A 19,591-nucleotide genomic window follows, 5' to 3' on the forward strand; every position below is an offset into this window, starting at 1 on the left:
AATCTTTTTCAGGATGAAGCACAAACTGGTTTGCGGTGGAAACGATGTCGTTAATACTATCAAGTAAATGAGCTTTAATCTGATCTAGCATGACTTTTCCCCTTTTATTTTTAGTGTAACATAAAAAATAACCCACCACAAAATGTGATAGGTTAGTTAACTTAATGACATTGGATTCAATTCCCTGCTTTTTTCAATGATTAATCGAAATCAACATACTCTTTTTGAAGTTCAAGAACTTCTTCTGCCGTTGCACATTCTGTCAAGGCACGGTGAGCATATTCTTCCATCTTAGCTGTATCAAGTTTCTTCATAAGGCTACGTGTACGAAGTACAGATGTTGCACTCATAGAGAACTCATCCAAGCCCATACCTACAAGAAGTGGAACAGCTTGTTGGTCACCAGCCATCTCACCACACATACCAGCCCATTTACCTTCTGCATGCGCAGCCTTGATAACGTTGTTGATCAAGCGAAGGATTGATGGGTTGTATGGTTGGTAGAGGTATGAAACTTGCTCGTTCATACGGTCTGCAGCCATTGTATATTGGATCAAGTCGTTCGTACCGATTGAGAAGAAGTCAACTTCTTTGGCAAATTGGTCTGCAAGCATTGCTGCTGCAGGGATTTCAATCATGATACCTACTTGGATATCATCTGCAACTGCTACACCTTCAGCCAACAAGTTTGCTTTTTCTTCATCAAGGATTGCTTTTGCTGCACGGAATTCAGTCAACAAGGCAACCATCGGGAACATGATACGAAGTTTACCATGTACAGATGAACGAAGAAGGGCACGCAACTGAGTACGGAACATTTGGTTACCAGTCTCAGAAATAGAGATACGAAGGGCACGGAAACCAAGGAATGGGTTCATTTCGTGTGGAAGGTCGAAGTAAGGAAGCTCCTTATCACCACCAATATCCATTGTACGAACCACAACAGGCTTGCCGTTCATACCTTCAAGAACAGCCTTGTAAGCTTCGTATTGCTCGTCTTCTGTTGGGAAGTCTTGTGAGTCCATGTACAAGAATTCTGTACGGTAAAGACCAACAGCTTCTGCACCGTTATCATTTACACCTTCAACGTCTTTTGGTGTACCGATGTTTGCTGCCAATTCAAAGTGTTTGCCGTCAGCTGTAACTGTTTGAGCATCTTTCAAAAGAGCCCATTCAGCTTTTTGTTTAGCATAGGCTTCACCAGCTGCTTTAAATTCTGCAATCACTTCTTCAGAAGGGTTAATCACTACATCACCTGTGATACCGTTAACAGCCAATACATCGCCGTCTTTAACGATTTCAGTAATGTTATTTGTCCCCAAAACAGCAGCAATTTCAAGTGTACGAGCCATGATAGCTGAGTGACTTGTACGACCACCAATGTTCGTTACGAAAGCTTTTACAAACTGTTTGTTTAATTGCGCTGTATCTGAAGGTGTCAAGTCATGTGCGATAACGATTGACTCTTCGTCGATAGTTGCTGGGTTTGGCAAGCGAACACCAAGCAAGTGTGCCAATACACGTTTGGCTACGTCACGAATATCTGCGGCACGCTCTTGCATGTATGGGTTATCTTCCATACCTTCAAAGATAGCGATAAACATATCCGTAACTTCTTTCAAACCAGTCTCAGCATTTGTTTTCTTCGCACGAATTGTTTCCTTAATCTGACCAATCATTTCTGGGTCAGCAAGAACCATCAAGTGTGCATCAAATACGGCTGCGGCCTCTTCACCTAGGCTAGCTACTGCGTTCTCACGAATAACAGAAAGCTCGTTTTGAGATGCTTCTAGAGCAGCATCCAAACGAGCTTCCTCTGCATTTGTATCTTCAACTGTAACAGTTTCGAAGGACAAATCTGGCTGAACGAGTAGATATGCCTTAGCAACAGCAACACCATCTGATGCTGCGATTCCTTTAAGCATTTCTGTCATATTCTTATGCCAATCCTTCTTTTTCCATTGTTTCAGTGATAGCTGCGATTGCGTCGTCAGCATCAGCACCTTCAGCAGAGATTGTTACGTCAGCGCCTTGACCAACACCAAGACTCATAACACCCATGATAGATTTAAGGTTAACAGACTTTTCTTTGTAGTTCAAAGTGATGTCTGAAGCAAATTTACTAGCTGTTTGCACAAGCAAAGTTGCTGGACGTGCGTGGATACCTGTTTCTGCCACAATGTGGAAGTCTTTTGAAGCCATATTTGGATTCTCCTTTATTTTTACAAAATTGCGAGTTATTTGTGATAACCCTTACAAAGGACATTATACCACTTTTTGAAATCATTTTCAAGATTTTTTTACCTTTCTTTCATGTTTCCGTCATAAAAAGATAGGTTCATTTTACTTTTTCTTCATTAAATAGAATCTATTAGAACTTCTGAAAATTGACTAGTAGATTGATGAGCAACGTCCAAAATTTTAGCAAAATCAAGCGTAACATTTTTATTTATAAAAGCGTCCTCCAAGGCCTGAATAATTAAAACAGTCGCTTCTTTCCAGCCAATATATTCCAACATCATACAAGCCGAAAGCAAGAGGGAACATGGATTAGCCAAATCCTTTCCTGCAATATCAGGAGCAGTTCCATGTGTCGCTTCAAAGATGGCATGACCTGTCTGATAATTAATGTTAGCACCCGGTGAGATGCCTATTCCTCCGACCTGAGCCGCAAGAGCATCTGATGCATAATCTCCATTGAGATTTGTAAGAGCAACCACCTGGAAGTTTTCCGGCGCCAATAAAATCTGCTGCAGAAAGTTATCCGCAATAATGTCATTTACTACCAAAGTCCCCTCTGCAAGTTCTGTAGCAAATTCTTCTTTCGCCAATTCATAACCCCACTTGCGGAAGCCGCCTTCTGTAAACTTTTGAATATTTCCCTTATGAACTAAGGTCACCATCTTCAATTGATGTTCTAGGGCATATTCTATTGCAGAGCGAATGAGGCGTTTACTCCCTTCTTCCGAAATCGGTTTGATACCAATACTTGAAGATTCTGAAAAACGGATATTTACCACTCCCATTTCGTCTTGCAAAAAGGAAATGACTTTGGCAACTTCATCTGAACCAGCCTCCCATTCAATACCTGCATAAATATCTTCTGTATTTTCACGAAAAATAGTAATATCCGTCTTTTCAGGCTCTTTCAGCGGACTTGGCACTCCCTTAAAATAGCGAATCGGACGCACACAGGCATACAAATCTAATTCTTGACGAAGTGCAACATTAAGAGAACGATGACCTTTCCCAATCGGCGTCCCCAAGGGACCTTTGATTGCAACTAAATACTCACGGATTATTGACAATGTCTCATTCGGCAAAGAAGTTCCTGTTAATTCATAAGCCTTTTCTCCTGCAAAAACCTCCCTCCACTGAATAGAACGTTGACCTGTATAGGCTTTTTTCACTGCAGCATCAATAACTTTTTGACTGACTGACCAAATATCCCTGCCAATACCATCTCCTTCAATATAAGGAATAACGGGACAATCTGGGACAATTAACCGTCCCTCTCTCATCAGGATTTTTTCTGCCATATTTACCTCTTTCCAATCGGGATGTAAACCAAATTCCTACCACCTAAGTAGGAAGAGCGCGGACGAATCAATTTATTATTTTTCCGTTGTTCCTGGACATGTGCAATCCACCCTGCCATACGGCTCATTGCAAAAATCAATGTAAAAATATCACTATCAATACCTAGCACATGGTAAACTGTTGCCGAATAAAAATCTACGTTTGGAATTAAACCTTTTTTGTTTTTAATAAAGCTCTCTACTTCCTCTGACAATCTATAAAACGCTTCATCTTCTGTTCCGAATGTCAAATCACGCGCCATCTCCTTCAAATACTCTTGACGAGGATCAACCGTTTTATAGACTCGATGGCCAAATCCCATAATTTTTTCCTTCGAATCCAGCTTCTTCTGCAAATATCTCTCGGTATCACCACTCTCACGAATAGCCAGCAACATGTCAAACACTCGTTCATTTGCACCACCATGCAATGAGCCTTTCAGAGTCCCAATTGCCGTGGTGACACAAGAATATAAATCCGTTAACGTTGATGCCGTGACACGCGCAGCAAAAGTAGACGCATTCAACTCATGATCAGCATGAAGCACCAAAGCTTTATTAAACGCTTTGATTTGCAAATCACTCGGCTCCTCACCATTCAGCATATAAAGAAAATTCGCCGCAAAACCCAGATCAGACCGCGGTTCGATTGGAACCAATCCACGTCTCAAACGAGCAAATGTTGCAATAATCGTCGGAACCTTGGCCATAATCTGAATAGATTGTTCATACAAAGCTTCCAACGAATTCTCTTCAGCGTGTACATTATATACTCCAAGGAGAGATACTGTCGAACGCAACACGCTCATAGGATGCAAATGTCGCCGTGATTGAATCAGAATACATTGCTCTACCGCATCTGAAATCGCATATTCTTTTCGCAGACTTTTCTCAAAATAATTTAATTCAATCTGAGTTGGCAAATGCAGGTTCCACAGAAGATAGATGACTTCCTCAAAAGAAGCGTTATTCTCCATCAATTCAGCAATGTCATATCCTGCATAGGACAAGCGGTCATTTTCAATTGCACTGATTCGCGTATCACAGGCAATCGCATCTTTTAACCCATTCGTTTCTGTCATACCTTTCCTCCTAGTTTCTTTCTTACTACCATAGGTAAAATACCTCCGTGGCGATAATAACGAATATCCGCCTCCGCATCAAACCGCACCAGAGCTTGAAACTCCTTTGTAACATCGTCTGTTTGCGCATGGACTGTTACAATTTGACCAACACCGACATCTTCTGGCAAGTCGATTGTATAGCTTTCGTGTCCAGTCAAGCCAAGACTTTCTGCCGACTGACCTTCTAAAAATTGTAAAGGAAGAACACCCATCATCACTAAGTTTGAACGGTGAATCCGCTCAAATGACTCAGCAAGAACAGCCTTCACACCAAGTAAACTTGAACCTTTGGCTGCCCAATCACGGCTTGACCCCATCCCATAGTCTTTACCAGCAATAACAATACTACCGACACCAGCTTCCTTATAACTCATAGCCGCATCATAGATAGGAAGAATCTCATCACCAACTCTTGTCCAACCACCAATTTTTCCATCTGCCAGCTCATTCTTTATACGAATATTTGCAAAAGTCCCACGCATCATGACTTCGTGATTTCCACGACGACTTCCATAAGAATTAAAATCCTTATAAGCAATGCCATTCTCTTCGAGATAACGAGCGGCTGGACTCAATCGTGCAATATTCCCTGCCGGGGAAATATGATCTGTCGTTACAGAATCGCCAAATTTAGCCAAGACAGATAAATTTTCCAGTGGTTTTATGGATAAATCTGCCTGCATATTGTCAAAATAGGGCGGATTTTGAATATAGGTAGAAGAGGAATTCCAATTGTAATTCTTATCTGTCTTTGTTTCAATCGCATTCCAAGCCTGACTATCTGTAAATACCTGTTGGTATTCTTCCTTATAAAGGTCACGAGTCACATAACGCTCAATGTAGTCATCTACCTCCTCATGACTTGGCATAATGTCTGCGAGGTAGACAGCTTGTTGCTTCTCATCATACCCCAGCGGTTCCCTTGTTAAATCTACATTTATATTTCCCGCAATAGCATAGGCAACAACAAGCGGTGGGCTCGCTAAGAAATTAGCTTTTACCAATGGATTAATCCGTCCTTCAAAGTTACGATTTCCAGATAATACCGCAGAGACCAATAAATCTTCTTCCTTAATCGCCTCCGCTACTTCAGGACGCAGATCACCTGAGTTACCGATACAAGTTGTACAACCATAACCAACCAAATTGAACCCTAAGGCATCTAGATAGGTCTGCAAACCTGATTTTTTCAAATAGCCAGTCACTACTTTTGAGCCTGGTGCCAATGACGTCTTGACCGTCTTAGAAACTGCCAAACCTTTTTCTACCGCATTTTTTGCCAGTAATCCTGCCGCCAAAAGGACATACGGATTGGAGGTATTTGTACACGAGGTAATCGCCGCAATAGCAACATGACCCGTTTGAATTTGCTCATCTCCTTCAACATACTTAACCGTGGCTATTTTATCTAACTCTGCTTCCTCCAAACCAAATCCACGCACACCTACTTCACGTATTAAACTAGCCTGAAACTCTGCTTTTGCATCTGTTAATTCTATCAAATCCTGTGGTCTTTTAGGACCAGAAATAGATGGAACTACTGTCGATAAATCCAATTCTAAAACCTTGCTATAAGACGGAAAACGTTCAGCATCATAGAATAAATAATTAGCCTTAGCATAGGCTTCTGTCAACTCCACATGCTCCTCCGAACGGTTGGTCAATCTCATGTAATGTAAAGTTTCTCCATCGATCGGGAAATAGCCACAAGTCGCACCGTATTCTGGAGCCATATTGGAAACAGTTGCTCGATCCGCTAATGTGAGAGAAGATAAACCTGGTCCAAAGAATTCGACAAGCTTCCCAACTACATTTTCCTGACGTAGAAGTTGAGTGACCTTAAGAGCCAAATCCGTTGCAGTAGCAACCTTAGGCAATTGCCCTGCTAGGCGAACACCAATCACCTCAGGGATAGGAAAATAAGATGCTTCACCCAACATTGCAGCTTCCGCCTCAATACCACCCACACCCCAACCAAGTACACCAATACCATTAATCATGGTCGTATGACTGTCTGTACCAAACATAGAATCTGGATAAAGCAAACCATCCTTGTTGATAATAACATCGCTTAGAAATTCAATGTTTACCTGATGGATAATTCCTGTCGCTGGAGGCACTGCACGATAATTTTCAAAGGAATTCTCTGCCCACTTTAGAAATTCATAGCGTTCATTATTTCTTTCGAACTCTAAGGCAATATTTTTCTCCAGAGCATCTTCAGTCCCAAAAAAATCAACTTGAACAGAGTGGTCGATGACTAAATCCACTGGAATTTCTGGGTTAATCAATTCAGGGTTTCCACCTGCTTTCACCACCGCATCACGCATGGAGGCTAAATCTACCACAACAGGAACACCTGTAAAATCTTGCAAAATAACACGACTAGGTTTAAAGGGGATTTCTCCTTTAGGAGATGCAGCCTGATAATGAAGCAACTCCATTATGTGATTTTTTGTAACATCCACATCATCTTCTTTTCTTAAAAGACTTTCTAATAAAATACGAATAGTATAGGGAAGCGAATGAATATCCACTTTTTCTTTCGTTGAAATCGAATCCAATGCATAATATGAATATTCTTTCCCTTTATGAAATAAGCTTTTTCTATGTAATTTTTCCATATTTTATAACCTCTTTCAGCATTATTGAATAGTATAGTACAAAAGGTAATATATATTCAATACATGTATAACTATAAATGTCATATTTTGTAACACTACATGTTTCCTTCAAAATATTATGACATTTGCAGAAAAGCTAATCTATATTTTACCGAGAGATTGTTAGGGTTCTCAAACTAAATAGAAACAGCTATGTAAACGCTATTTTTCGACTTAGCGGCAATGAGCGGAGGTACAATATATGGTGTTTTATAAAAATATTGTGCACTATATTTTGTGATTTTAAATAAACTTCCTTCTTGACTTTAACCTTAAAATCTTGTATCCTAGATTGGTAACAAAATTGGGATTTTTTATTAATCCCTCATGGACAAAGGAGAAATTGAATGGTAACGATCTATTCAAAAAATGATTGTGTACAGTGTAAAATGACCAAGAAATTCTTGGACCAACATAGTGTAGATTATAAAGAAATCAATCTAGATGAACAGCCTGAATTTATCGATCACGTAAAAGGTCTCGGTTTCTCAGCTGCACCTGTTATCGAAACTGAAAATGATGTTTTCTCAGGTTTTCAACCAGGAAAACTAAAAGCCTTGGTTTAACTCCCTACTGTTTATAGAAAGAGATTGCGACTATGAGTTTAAAAGAGCTAGGCGATGTGTCCTACTTCCGTTTAAATAACGAAATCAACCGTCCTGTTAATGGGCAAATCCCACTCCACAAGGACCAAGAAGCGGTTAAGGCCTTCTTTAAAGAAAACGTCCTCCCAAATACCAAGCAATTTGATAGTATTTTAGACAAAATTGCTTATCTATTAGAAGAAAATTACCTTGAAAAAAAGTTTTTGGACCAATACAGTCCAGAATTTATCATCAAAATCGATCAATTCTTGAAAGACCAAAATTTCCGCTTCAAGTCTTTCATGGCAGCTTACAAGTTCTACAATCAGTATGCCCTCAAAACAAATGATGGCGCCTATTACTTGGAAAGTATGGAAGATCGTGTTCTCTTCAACGCCTTGTATTTTGCAGAAGGAAATGAAGAGTTGGCCTTGAACTTGGCTAACGAAATGATTCACCTTCGTTACCAGCCAGCAACACCTTCTTTCCTCAACGCAGGTCGTGCCCGCCGTGGTGAGTTGGTATCGTGTTTCCTCATTCAAGTCACTGACGATATGAACTCGATCGGGCGTTCTATCAACTCTGCTCTGCAATTGTCCCGTATCGGTGGTGGTGTTGGTATTTCCCTCAGCAACTTGCGTGAGGCAGGCGCTCCAATCAAGGGCTATGAGGGGGCGGCTTCTGGGGTTGTTCCTGTTATGAAACTCTTCGAAGACAGCTTCTCCTATTCTAACCAGCTTGGGCAACGCCAAGGGGCTGGGGTAGTGTATCTGGATGTTTTCCACCCAGATATTATTTCCTTCCTTTCGACTAAGAAAGAAAATGCCGATGAGAAAGTTCGTGTGAAGACCTTATCACTCGGTATCACCGTTCCTGATAAATTCTACGAATTGGCACGTAAAAACGAAGATATGTACCTCTTCAGCCCATACTCAGTTGAGTTGGAATACGGTGTCCCTTATAGCTACCTTAACATCACAGAAAAATACGATGAATTGGTGGCAAACCCTCGCATTCGTAAGACAAAAATCAAGGCACGTGACTTAGAAACAGAAATTTCCAAACTACAACAAGAGTCTGGCTATCCATACGTTATCAACATCGATACTGCCAACCGTAGCAACCCTGTTGACGGCAAGATTATCATGTCAAACCTCTGTTCGGAAATCCTTCAAGTTCAAACACCAAGCATTCTTAACGATTCGCAAGAATACTTGACCATGGGTACTGACGTTTCATGTAACCTCGGTTCAACTAATATCGTCAACCTGATGAAGTCACCTAATTTTGGACGTTCTGTTCGTACAATGACACGCGCTTTGACTTATGTCACAGATCATTCACACATTTCAGCTGTACCATCTATTGAAGCAGGAAACAGTCAGGCGCATTCAATTGGCCTTGGTGCTATGGGACTTCATTCTTACTTGGCTCAGAACTTGATTGATTACGGTTCAAAAACTGCCGTAGAATTTACCAACATCTACTTCATGCTCCTCAACTATTGGACCTTGGTAGAATCAAATAATATCGCCCGGGAACGCAAGGCAACCTTCCATAATTTTGACAAATCAAAATACGCAGACGGCACTTATTTCGACAAGTATGTGACTGGGGATTACCAACCACAATCTGAGCGTGTCAAAGAACTCTTTGAAGGGATTTTCATTCCAAGCGGACAAGATTGGGCTGACCTACGTGAGAAAGTCACGACAGATGGTCTTTACCACCAAAACCGACTAGCTGTTGCTCCAAACGGTTCTATCAGCTACATCAACGACGTTTCTGCTTCTATCCACCCAATCACACAACGGATTGAAGAACGCCAAGAGAAGAAAATCGGTAAAATCTACTATCCAGCAGCTGGCTTGGCAACAGAAACTATTCCATTCTACAAGTCTGCCTACGATATGGATATGCGCAAAGTCATCGATGTCTACGCTGCTGCAACAGAACACGTCGACCAAGGTTTGTCACTCACTCTTTTCCTTCGCAGCGAACTTCCAAAAGAACTCTATGAATGGAAAAAAGAGAACAAACAAACTACACGTGACCTCTCTATCCTTCGTAACTACGCCTTCAACAAAGGTATCAAGTCTATCTACTACATCCGTACCTTTACCGATGACGGCGAAGAAGTCGGCGCAAATCAATGTGAAAGTTGTGTGATCTAAGATGTGAGGGCGTCAAAAGGGCACAGCAAAAATAGGAAATACCATAGAGATGTCTTACATCTCGTAGGGATTTATCTTTTTTGCCAAGTCCTTAGCCCGAACTCGATTTTGACGTAGCAAGATTAGCTGTTGATAAATCAACTAGCTAATCTACGCTAACCGCTATCGGCGGATTAGCTAGCTACCTTACTAACTCCGAAACTGAAGAAATATCGTCTTCAGTTTCTACGTGTCGTAATATGTGAGGGCGTTTCAACAGTCTGATAGACTGTTGAAAGTGGGAAATGAGAAAATAGGAAATAGCATAGGGAGTGGGAAAGAACTCGACCAGTCTAAAAAGAGTTCGTCTTCCCACCCCCGCACAGTTGATTAGGTCAGATTTGGAGTGTGAAACACGAACAAATCTGCCAATCAACCACTGCGCTGAGATGTTGACACGAACTCTGAGAAGCGAGGCTGGACTTTCTGCCCAGCCTCGTAGGGATTTATCTTTTTTGCCAAGTCCTTAGCCCAAACTCGATTTCAAGCCACTTAGGTACTGACCATATAGTCAGTACCTAAGTGGCTTACTACCTCGAAAAGTCGTTAAGTTCGAACGACTTTTCTCAGGTCGTAACTTGCAAGGGATTAGCTGTTGGCAAGCCAACTACCGTATCTACGCTAACTGCTATTGGTAGCTTAGCTTACTACCTTACGACACTGTCGTTCATGATGTAAAGCAACTAATGAGCGCTCGATTAAAAATCCCTTTTAGGGGATTTTTTACAGGCTACTATCTATTTGTGATATAATATTTGAAGTATAAGAAAAAGAAAGAGAATATGATGGAAACCTACTACAAAGCCATAAACTGGAACGCCATTGAGGATGTTATTGACAAGTCAACTTGGGAAAAGTTGACCGAGCAATTCTGGCTCGATACACGTATCCCATTATCAAACGACTTGGATGACTGGCGTAAACTTACTGCTGAAGAAAAAGACCTGGTTGGCAAGGTCTTTGGTGGATTAACCCTCTTGGATACCCTTCAATCTGAAACAGGTGTCCAAGCTCTTCGCAACGATATTCGTACACCGCACGAAGAAGCTGTTTACAACAATATCCAATTCATGGAATCTGTTCACGCCAAATCCTATTCTTCTATCTTCTCAACCTTGAACACCAAGTCTGAGATTGAAGACATCTTTGAATGGACCAACAGCAACGAATACTTGCAACGCAAGGCAAAGATTATCAACGAAATCTACGAAACAGGTACACCGCTTGAAAAGAAAGTAGCCAGCGTTTTCCTAGAAACCTTCCTCTTCTACTCTGGTTTCTTCACGCCACTCTACTACCTTGGTAACAACAAGCTGGCCAATGTTGCGGAAATTATCAAGCTAATCATCCGTGACGAGTCTGTGCACGGTACCTACATCGGTTACAAGTTCCAACTTGGTTTCAATGAATTGTCCGAGGAAGAACAGGACAAACTCCGTGACTGGATGTACGACCTGCTCTACCAACTTTATGAAAATGAAGAAGGCTACACACGCTCCCTCTATGATGCAGTTGGATGGACTGAGGAAGTCTTGACCTTCCTTCGTTACAATGCCAACAAGGCCCTCATGAACTTGGGTCAGGATCCACTCTTCCCAGATTCAGCAGATGATGTCAACCCAATCATCATGAACGGTATCTCAACCGGTACATCTAACCACGACTTCTTCTCCCAAGTTGGTAACGGCTATCTTCTTGGTGAAGTGGAAGCTATGACAGATGATGATTATTTATATGGGTTGTAGATCTGGAAAAATATCATTTCTATTTTTCCGTTTTATAGTCATTTTGTTTCTCTTTAATTACTTCGACGAGCGTGGATTTCCAACTTCAAACACTCCACCGGAGGGTTTGAACTCGCTTTGCCGTACTCTGCAGGGGTGACTTGCTCCGCAAGTGCTATCTCCAACCTTGCACAGTCACTCGACTGTACAAGCTGTCTGCAGCTCGTTGCCTAGTACTAAAAGACTATAGAAATCTGTTGAGTTTAAAATCATATATATAATATTAATATGCAATCTTGATAAGATTGGCATAAAAATAGGAATTCTCCCACCAGTTAAGGGAAAATTCCTATTTTTTTGTATATATTAGGCGAGTCAAGGAGGATTTCAGTGAGCTCTCAATCCGAATATCCTACTTCGTTCTGCTCCTCTTCCTAAGAAGTAAAATTTAACTTAACTTAGAATGTAGATTCTTTCCAATGAACTGTGCAATCTAAAACCTGTTGTCGTTCCACTTGGTTTCCACCCTCAATCTGATTGATCAGCATCCTTGTTGCTTGACACCCTTCTTCAAAGGCGGGTTGAACAATGGTAGAGATAGTAGGGGATGAAAAATTTGTCCATTCAGTATTGTCAAACCCCAAAAGACCAACCTGAGGAAAGTCATATTTAAGTTCTTTCATAGCATTAAAAACTAAAGGTAACGCCCAGCAATTCGGAACGAACACTAGGGTCTTTTCCTGAGGATTTACCACCCCTTGAAGAAAACGTTTAATTTCCTCTATGTCCGTATTTTCATCTGCAATTGTTAAATCTTGATAACTTTGTTTACAATCTAACAAAGCATCCATAAACCCTGTAGCTCGTTCAATCCGTGTACTTAAGCGACTAATGTCAGCTGTAATAAGAATAAATTTTTGATAGCCATTTTCTACACATAGTTGAGTTGCATCATAGACAGCATCGTAATTATTTGTCTTAATCCAACTGGTACGATGTTCGTAAAGTTGACTGTCAAAGAAAACCATATGCTTTTTCTTATCCTCAATAATGCGCGAATATTTTCTAAAATGCGATGTCGGCTGAATAATAAAACCATCTACACCCAACATCAGCATGCTCTCAATATACTTATCTTCGCTTTCTTGATTGTAATTGCTGTTTCCGATGATAACTTGATAGCCACTCTTATGCGCTTCTTCTTCTATACCTTTGACAATTTGATTGGAAAATGTATTTGTAATATCTCCAATCAATACTCCAATCAACTTAGTATTTTTTGAATTTAGGCTCCGCGCAACAACGCTGGGTTTATAGTCTGTTTCGCGAATGACTCTCTCAATTCTTTCGCGTGTCTCTTTGGACATCTTTTCATATTTACCATTTAAGTAAAAGGAAACTGTTGTTTTTGAAGTCTGAGCCAGTTCTGCAATATCTTTGATGGTAAACTTCTCTGACACCTTACCGATACCTCCTTTTATTACTTTATTCTATCATACTATCCGTACTTTATCAGTTATTTTGCACAGAAATGACTGTATTTTTCTGTCCCTTCTAATTTTTGAGTCGGACAACTTGTCTCTTATCCCTATCCACTACTAAGCACTTACCTCTCAACTTATAACCAGCCACTTGAAGTAATTTCTCTCCCTTATATATATCATTATCAGAAACCACTAACAGAATATTCATTCCCTTTCCTTGACAGCTAAAAGCCAAACCACTTTCTATCAAATGATAGTCTGTTTGGTAAACTGGCAATTGCTTGACACGAATCGCTTCATCTGCTAACAAAGTAAATGTAACTAATCGATCTCGAAAACTCTCTTTTTTGACCAGTTTATTGGTCTCTACTAGTTGGTTGTATCGGGGAGAACGCACGGTTTTCTGGATTTCAAAATCCTTTTGGCTATATAGCCGAAGATCATTTAACCGCTCTTCTCCAATCTTGACCCTTTCATCTAAAATCAATTGACTGGTCAACTCATGCTGACCTGAGCAATCAACGCTATCCACTATCAGCAATAAATCGCCTCCAACCATAAGGAGCTGTCGTTTATGCCAGTAAGGCAAGCCTTGGCTGGTCTGAGCCTGATAAATGCCCTGCATCCAATGACAGCGTTCAAAACCCTTATAACTGTGACTAATAAACTGAGGATATGTGTCATATTCCCATGAACCCTTTATCTGCTCTGGAGCATTGTCATCAAGGATACAAGTGCTGTGAGCACAAGCACTTTTAAGCAAATAGCGCTCCTCACATTCACGGTAGCTGAAACGACCGCTGTCTATTACGATTGGTTGTCCTTTATGGTAAAAGCACAAGCTATTTTGGTCAGAGTGGCTGTGGGCACTTCCCATGGGACCGGCCTTGAAACATAAATAGCTGTCCACTTCTTTGACAATACTGTGACCTGATTCAGAAAAATGTTGTCCCCCTGACGAGCTGGGTTGAGCGGTCAAGTGTTCAAATATGCGCAAGCCATTTTCTCCGACCAAGAAGAGAACGCCTAAATCTAGCTTGGAATTATCTACTAGGTAGGTGCCATCTTCAAAGAAAATCGCAGTCATCTGTAAGATGTCAGAAGTACAATGAACATCGCTATCGCCAAGAGCCACACTTTTACCATCTGGTCCCGTCATCTGTAAGACATAGTCTGCCATATTTTTCAAAATAGGTGTCCACTGTTTTCGATAATCTGGCAAGCTGAAAGCTAGTCTTAGCAAGAGTTTATAAACTTCCACATGGTAGAGAAAAGACTGCTCAAACTGAGTTCCATCTTCCAATATCTGAGTTTGAATTTGCTCTTCGATTTCCTGACGAGCAAAATGGTGAAGCTCTACTAAATCCACCTGATCGCCGATATAAGCATGGGCCAAGAGCATTGCGCCAGTCTGGAAAATTCCCCAATTACTCAACGTATCTTTGGCACGGTAATGACTGTGAAGATAAAATAATTGTTTTTGAATGGATACTAACAGTTGGCTACGCTCAGCTTCACTTAGTCCGCCCCAATCAATTAAAAATGGGAGAATATTGAGCCAGCTTAGACAGCGGATAGCCGTATCTAAGGTGCGACTGCTCGTTCTTTTAGGATGCCAATCTGTCACTTGTTCTATCCAACTAAAGATAAACCGTTTAACCTGCTCCATGTAGTGCGAATCTTTTTCAACCAGATAGGCCAAAACTAATTTCCACAAGTATTCCTGCCGATTGAGCATAAAGGTCCATTCCTCATCCCCATGGCAGTCGGCTGTCCAGTCAAGAGGAGCAAGATGATACCCGACTGAACAAGGTTCCATATCCCAATTGTCTTCAAAGATAAAAATATCATTTAATAAATTTTGACAGGAAAGGAGAAGCTCTTTATAAGCTGCATCTTGTTGATTGAGAATATAGGTTTTGACCGACTCTGCTGACTGATTAGCTACTATTTTTTCGAATATTGTTTGCATAACAAGTCCTTTCTCTATCGCTTCTCCAAAAGAAGAGAGGCTGGGCAAAGCCCAGATCCACTCCTCAAAGTTCATATCAATATCTCAGCGCAGTGATTGATCGGCTTTAACAGTTCAGTAGACTGTTAAAGGTTGGAGATAGGAGTTCCAAAACAAATCTCAGCAATTCGTATTTCACACTCCAAATCTGATCTAATCAACTATGCGGGGGTAGGAGTGAAACAGTCTGGGGATAGACTGTTTCAGCTCAACAACTAGAAATAAAGACTTGTTGACGAACTTTTTTATCCGTCGAGTTCTTTCACGCTCCCCCTCCACCCACGAATTTCATTTAGGAGTGCGATCTGCGACACTTGAAATCCACCACTGCCCCCAAGGTTAGCAAACCTAAGAAACCAAGACCTAGACTTGCTTCTTCTCCTGTCTGGGGCAGACGGGGCTTACTCAGCTTTGTTTTTTCAGCGGCATGATGAACCACTTGTTTCACCTCTGGACTTGGTTGGTTTTCCTTGAGTTGTTTTTCTTCTTTTTCTGTTTTTTCGACACTTCCAGTTTGTTTATCAGAACCTTCTGGCATAGTAATCTTCCAGACAGTGGATGGATAAGCCGCCGTTGGCTCCATCTCAACAGTCAGACTGGAACCTGCCTTTGTCAACTCAATGCCATTCTTTACGGTTCGGGTAGACGGATTGTAAAAGGCGATGCGATAGCCACCTTCGACTTTCTGAATGGTATACAAACCGGCATCTGTTAAGGTAATATCATCTGTCAGCTTGTAGGCTGTATCCGTGTATTTCACAACGCCCCAGACATTCTGTTCTTGGTCGTATACCACTTGCAAATCCTTGTCTTGATGAAGCAATTTCACACTAGCAGCTGCCTGATTTACTTTTTCCATAGATTGGTTTGGAACAAGGACATAAGCATAGTTACTTGATGTTTGTGCATGTTCATGCCATAGGCTAACAAAGGAATTGCTCACTTCTTCTTTGGACTGGTTGTGGTTGATGTCGCTCCATTTGCCGGTTCGCTGATCTAATTTGGCATGAGTCGGCAGTTGGTTCAAGAAGACATAGCCGATGGACTGATTGTCCTTGCCATTGGTCATGTAAAAGGATTGAGTCTTATCTGTCACTACTTCTTTGGACAAATCAACTGGCTGGCCATTTATGTAATAGCTATATTTTTCTCCGGTCAAGAGTTTACGATTTTCAATCGTTGTCACGGCGCCTTGAGCAGATTGATGCTGTATATCAGTACCTAGGAAAACAATCTTATTTCCCAGAACAATCCAAGCCTTACGAGCAGTCAGACTATTATTCCAGTTATTGAAATCCATTGCAATCGTCGCCAAGCGGTTGCCTAACTGGCTTGCTCCAACAAAGTCACTTGCAAGAGTTACCTCGCCACTGCCGTCTTCTCGTTTGTCCTTGGTCGTTGTCGTTCCCGGTAAGCGATACGGGTCAACTGTTGCCCAGTAGTGGTTACTGTAATGACTCAAATCATCATTGTAGAGGTAAACCATACCATCTGCTGTATACCAACCCTTGCGGTTTTCATTGTTCATGTCTTCATAGTTTTGAGTTCTAGAAGAGTACATAGACAAGGCAAAGGTAAAGCCTTCTTGAGCACTTCGATAAACAAACTTATCCATATTGTTGAAGGCTGCAATATAATCTTTATCCACTTCAGCAGGGATTTGATTATCAGCTAAAAGCTTGTTGACCAAATCAATATCCTTATAGGATTTGAGGCTGCGGTAGCTGTCATAGAAGGTATCAGAGGTCAGCTGCGCCTTAACAAAGGAGAGAAGTTTGGTTTTTTGCTCAGGCTGAGCCGATTCTGCAATGCGGACCAAAGACCTTAAAATCTCCATGGCCTGAACATGTGATTCACCAGTTGCCCGACTGATGGAACGACCGCGGGTCATATCCATCAATTCACCGCGAACCAATATTGGCATAAAGGCTTTTTCAATCCATTCATAAAGAATGTTGGTCTGTTCTTCCTTGAGGGCAAACTCCGTTGGCTGAATAACCGGTAGTAACTGTGAAAAACCTTCAATAAGGACATTCCCGTACGCCCCTGTGTAGGCAACATTGGTGTGGTCGATAAAGGAGCCATCCTTGTAGAAGCCCTCTCCCTTATCTACAAATTTCATAATCGTTGTCAAACCTTGCGCACCAGCCCTCACACGGTCAGCATCTTCGCGAAGAGCTCCTTCCAAGATGGCCACCTTGCTCAAATCCGTCTGATTACCGCCCACTGCTGGAACAGGATTGGACAAGGTTTTACGAATAGTGGTTGGATCTGGTACAAATTTCGAAATCGGTTTGGTATAGGTTAGAATCTCCTCTTGACTAAAGTAGGGATACATGTAGATTAGTGTATTGACAACTGCACGCGGAGTCCCAATTTCATAATCCCACCAATTCCCATCAATTGACTTATTTTCATTATAAACATTGGTGTAAAGCCAGTTCATTCCTTTTCTGACCAAATCGATAAGTGAGCGGTCGTGGTAATAGGCTGAGTCTGGATTCTCAACTACTTGAGCCATCTGCTCCAAGCGGCGATAGACCGTTGTCAGGTGGCTGGATTTACTAAAGTCAATATCGTTGAAAATCGTTTTGCCCTGCTCTGTTGGTTCAACCCATTTTTTAAGAGAAGAAGCTACGCCGGCATCTAAACGCCCTAGAAAGGCTTTCATCTGAGTATCATTAGATTGGTAGCGTTTATTGGCTAAAGAAATATCTTCCCAGTTGTTCCTTAAGGTATCAAAGACTGTTGCTTGATGCTCCGTAACTGTTAGCTCGAAACTAGATAGTTTAGTGTCTTTATCATAAACATCTACCTGAGTCTTTCCAGCCACAAGCGGACGAATCATATTTTTCTCCACAGTGGCCACAGTCGCATCCGCAATACGATAGGTCAGGTCTGGGCGAACAGGCAGGTAAACCTTATTGCTAGCAAGGGTAATTTTCCCTGTTTCAGGTTGGACAAGTTCTGGGCTTGACTCTGGTGTTTCTGGTGTTTTTTCAGCATATTCTACCAGCGAGATGTTATCCAGCCAGGCTTGGCCTATACCATTCTCAAAAAACAGCTCTACCTTCAATTTACGAGTTTCGGGAGAAACTGTTAACTCCTTCTCCACCTTTCTTTGTTGTGTACCAGCCACAAAATTTGTGAAAGTAAATTCTTGCGGACTCAAATCCTTGCCTTCTGCAGTCAAACTCCGCAAGCGAACACGAACACCGCTCCCCTTCAGGTCCTTGGTTTCTACATCATAGCTAAAGAGATAGCGCTTGCTAGGATCTACATCCACTGTTTGGTGCACTGCCACTCGGTAAGTATTTGTTGAAGAAATATGAAGTTTCCCATCATCAATAGAAACAGCTCCATTTTCTTTTTTAATATCATTCGGAATCCACGTTTCCCAGTCTGTAGCAGCCGATTCTTTCCAGTTTCCTGATGGTGCCGTTGTACTGATGAACTCCCCATTGGCTACTAGGTTCTTCTCTTCTTTTGTCGCCTGAACAGCTTGCGGACTGGCAAGAGTTTCTGCAGCGGTGCTTGAAGGCTGGCTTTCTGTTGACATAACAGGACTAGCTTCAGAGCTGACCTCACTTGTCGTTACTGGTTCTGTCGTATGATTAGCTACTTCTGTCGCTTCTGAAGTGGTTTCCACTAACTGACTAGTTTGTGGACTAGCTGTTTCTGTACTTGGCAACTGATTGGCTGCAACCCTTGTTCCCAATATAGACAGCGCAATAAGAGCTGAACAAACTCCAATTTTGTATTTACGAATGCTATAATATCGCTTCGTTTGACTGGTAAAAATCCCCATTGGTATTTCCTTTCCTTTTTATACAGTGTAAAACAATGTTACTACAACATTTTTTATTTCGCAATCGCTTTTCTCTCTTAAAGAAAGAAGAACTACTTCGTAAAAAGTAGTTCTTTGGCTTTTCCCATAATCGACTCTTTTTCAACGTAAACAATAATGCCTTTTGCAATCTGTAGTTCTACCAAGCTATCTGTTAGTTTGATAATTTTACCATGCAGTCCAGAGAAGAGGATAACCTCATCTCCAGCCTGTAAGGTTGATAAGTAGCGTTGGCGTTTTTCCAGTTGCTCCTCAAGAGCTTTTTGTTGTCGTTTACGATTGACATAAGACGTAAGTACAGGAAGTATGGTCGATAGAGCTACTAAAATAATTAGTGCATAGTAGAGTGTTTGTTGATCCATA

Annotated in this window: 12 protein-coding genes; 3 read left to right on the top strand and 9 right to left on the bottom strand. The window is 41.3% G+C overall.

Annotation, left to right across the window (positions count from 1 at the left end; all coding sequences use genetic code 11):
- Nucleotides 1-200: 200 nt before the first annotated feature.
- The 5 genes from ptsP to acnA all read right to left on the bottom strand — a co-directional run bounded on the left by ptsP (nt 201) and on the right by acnA (nt 7,326).
- The gene (gene ptsP / locus ODU37_RS00940) at nt 201-1,934 is read right to left on the bottom strand and encodes a phosphoenolpyruvate--protein phosphotransferase (RefSeq protein WP_014637790.1); all 1,734 of its coding nucleotides are present in this window, start codon (nt 1,932-1,934) and stop codon (nt 201-203) included.
- Between the two features lie 4 nt (nt 1,935-1,938).
- Nucleotides 1,939-2,202: a phosphocarrier protein HPr gene (locus tag ODU37_RS00945; RefSeq protein WP_002936050.1), complete on the bottom strand. Its 264-nt coding sequence runs from the start codon at nt 2,200-2,202 to the stop codon at nt 1,939-1,941.
- A gap of 155 nt (nt 2,203-2,357) precedes the next feature.
- The gene (icd, locus tag ODU37_RS00950; RefSeq protein WP_105156217.1) at nt 2,358-3,539 is read right to left on the bottom strand and encodes an NADP-dependent isocitrate dehydrogenase; all 1,182 of its coding nucleotides are present in this window, start codon (nt 3,537-3,539) and stop codon (nt 2,358-2,360) included.
- Nucleotides 3,540-3,541: 2 nt separating this feature from the next.
- Nucleotides 3,542-4,660, bottom strand: coding sequence for a citrate synthase (locus ODU37_RS00955; protein ID WP_044669855.1), 1,119 nt, complete (start codon nt 4,658-4,660; stop codon nt 3,542-3,544).
- A complete protein-coding gene (acnA, locus tag ODU37_RS00960) occupies nt 4,657-7,326 on the bottom strand; it encodes an aconitate hydratase AcnA (protein WP_249562220.1) in 2,670 nt (889 codons plus the stop codon). Before acnA ends, ODU37_RS00955 begins: the two co-directional genes overlap by 4 nt.
- 386 nt (nt 7,327-7,712) lie before the next feature.
- Between acnA and nrdH the strand changes: the two genes are divergently transcribed.
- The 3 genes from nrdH to nrdF all read left to right on the top strand — a co-directional run bounded on the left by nrdH (nt 7,713) and on the right by nrdF (nt 11,907).
- On the top strand, nt 7,713-7,931 hold the full coding sequence (gene nrdH / locus ODU37_RS00965; RefSeq protein WP_004299071.1) for a glutaredoxin-like protein NrdH: 219 nt from the start codon (nt 7,713-7,715) through the stop codon (nt 7,929-7,931).
- Nucleotides 7,932-7,963: 32 nt separating this feature from the next.
- Entirely contained in the window at nt 7,964-10,123 is a 2,160-nt protein-coding gene (gene nrdE, locus ODU37_RS00970; protein ID WP_105159098.1) for a class 1b ribonucleoside-diphosphate reductase subunit alpha, read from the top strand.
- 824 nt (nt 10,124-10,947) lie between these two features.
- A complete protein-coding gene (nrdF, locus tag ODU37_RS00975; protein WP_002936057.1) occupies nt 10,948-11,907 on the top strand; it encodes a class 1b ribonucleoside-diphosphate reductase subunit beta in 960 nt (319 codons plus the stop codon).
- Between the two features lie 437 nt (nt 11,908-12,344).
- On the opposite strand, the gene ODU37_RS00980 is transcribed toward nrdF, so the two are convergent.
- The 4 genes from ODU37_RS00980 to yajC form a co-directional block, all read right to left on the bottom strand.
- Nucleotides 12,345-13,346 (bottom strand): LacI family DNA-binding transcriptional regulator, encoded by a 1,002-nt coding sequence (locus tag ODU37_RS00980; RefSeq protein WP_029188556.1) that lies wholly within the window; start codon nt 13,344-13,346, stop codon nt 12,345-12,347.
- A gap of 94 nt (nt 13,347-13,440) precedes the next feature.
- Nucleotides 13,441-15,417 carry a heparinase II/III family protein gene (locus ODU37_RS00985; protein WP_347269328.1) on the bottom strand — a complete coding sequence of 659 codons (1,977 nt, stop codon included), beginning with the start codon at nt 15,415-15,417 and terminating at the stop codon, nt 13,441-13,443.
- Nucleotides 15,418-15,673: 256 nt separating this feature from the next.
- Nucleotides 15,674-19,189, bottom strand: coding sequence for a hyaluronate lyase (gene hylA / locus ODU37_RS00990; RefSeq protein WP_249562222.1), 3,516 nt, complete (start codon nt 19,187-19,189; stop codon nt 15,674-15,676).
- A gap of 92 nt (nt 19,190-19,281) precedes the next feature.
- On the bottom strand, nt 19,282-19,590 hold the full coding sequence (gene yajC, locus ODU37_RS00995) for a preprotein translocase subunit YajC (RefSeq protein WP_024399466.1): 309 nt from the start codon (nt 19,588-19,590) through the stop codon (nt 19,282-19,284).
- Nucleotide 19,591 lies beyond the last annotated feature (1 nt).

It is taken from the genome of Streptococcus sp. 2021WUSS109, from assembly GCF_044427305.1.
Taxonomy (GTDB): Bacteria; Bacillota; Bacilli; order Lactobacillales; family Streptococcaceae; genus Streptococcus; species Streptococcus suis.

Coding starts and splice junctions, on each gene's coding strand:
- ptsP (WP_014637790.1), bottom strand. CDS start 1,934: ATGACAGAAATGCTTAAAGGAATCGCAGCATCAGATGGTGTTGCTGTT.
- ODU37_RS00945 (WP_002936050.1), bottom strand. CDS start 2,202: ATGGCTTCAAAAGACTTCCACATTGTGGCAGAAACAGGTATCCACGCA.
- icd (WP_105156217.1), bottom strand. CDS start 3,539: ATGGCAGAAAAAATCCTGATGAGAGAGGGACGGTTAATTGTCCCAGAT.
- ODU37_RS00955 (WP_044669855.1), bottom strand. CDS start 4,660: ATGACAGAAACGAATGGGTTAAAAGATGCGATTGCCTGTGATACGCGA.
- acnA (WP_249562220.1), bottom strand. CDS start 7,326: ATGGAAAAATTACATAGAAAAAGCTTATTTCATAAAGGGAAAGAATAT.
- nrdH (WP_004299071.1), top strand. CDS start 7,713: ATGGTAACGATCTATTCAAAAAATGATTGTGTACAGTGTAAAATGACC.
- nrdE (WP_105159098.1), top strand. CDS start 7,964: ATGAGTTTAAAAGAGCTAGGCGATGTGTCCTACTTCCGTTTAAATAAC.
- nrdF (WP_002936057.1), top strand. CDS start 10,948: ATGGAAACCTACTACAAAGCCATAAACTGGAACGCCATTGAGGATGTT.
- ODU37_RS00985 (WP_347269328.1), bottom strand. CDS start 15,417: ATGAACTTTGAGGAGTGGATCTGGGCTTTGCCCAGCCTCTCTTCTTTT.
- hylA (WP_249562222.1), bottom strand. CDS start 19,189: ATGGGGATTTTTACCAGTCAAACGAAGCGATATTATAGCATTCGTAAA.
- yajC (WP_024399466.1), bottom strand. CDS start 19,590: ATGGATCAACAAACACTCTACTATGCACTAATTATTTTAGTAGCTCTA.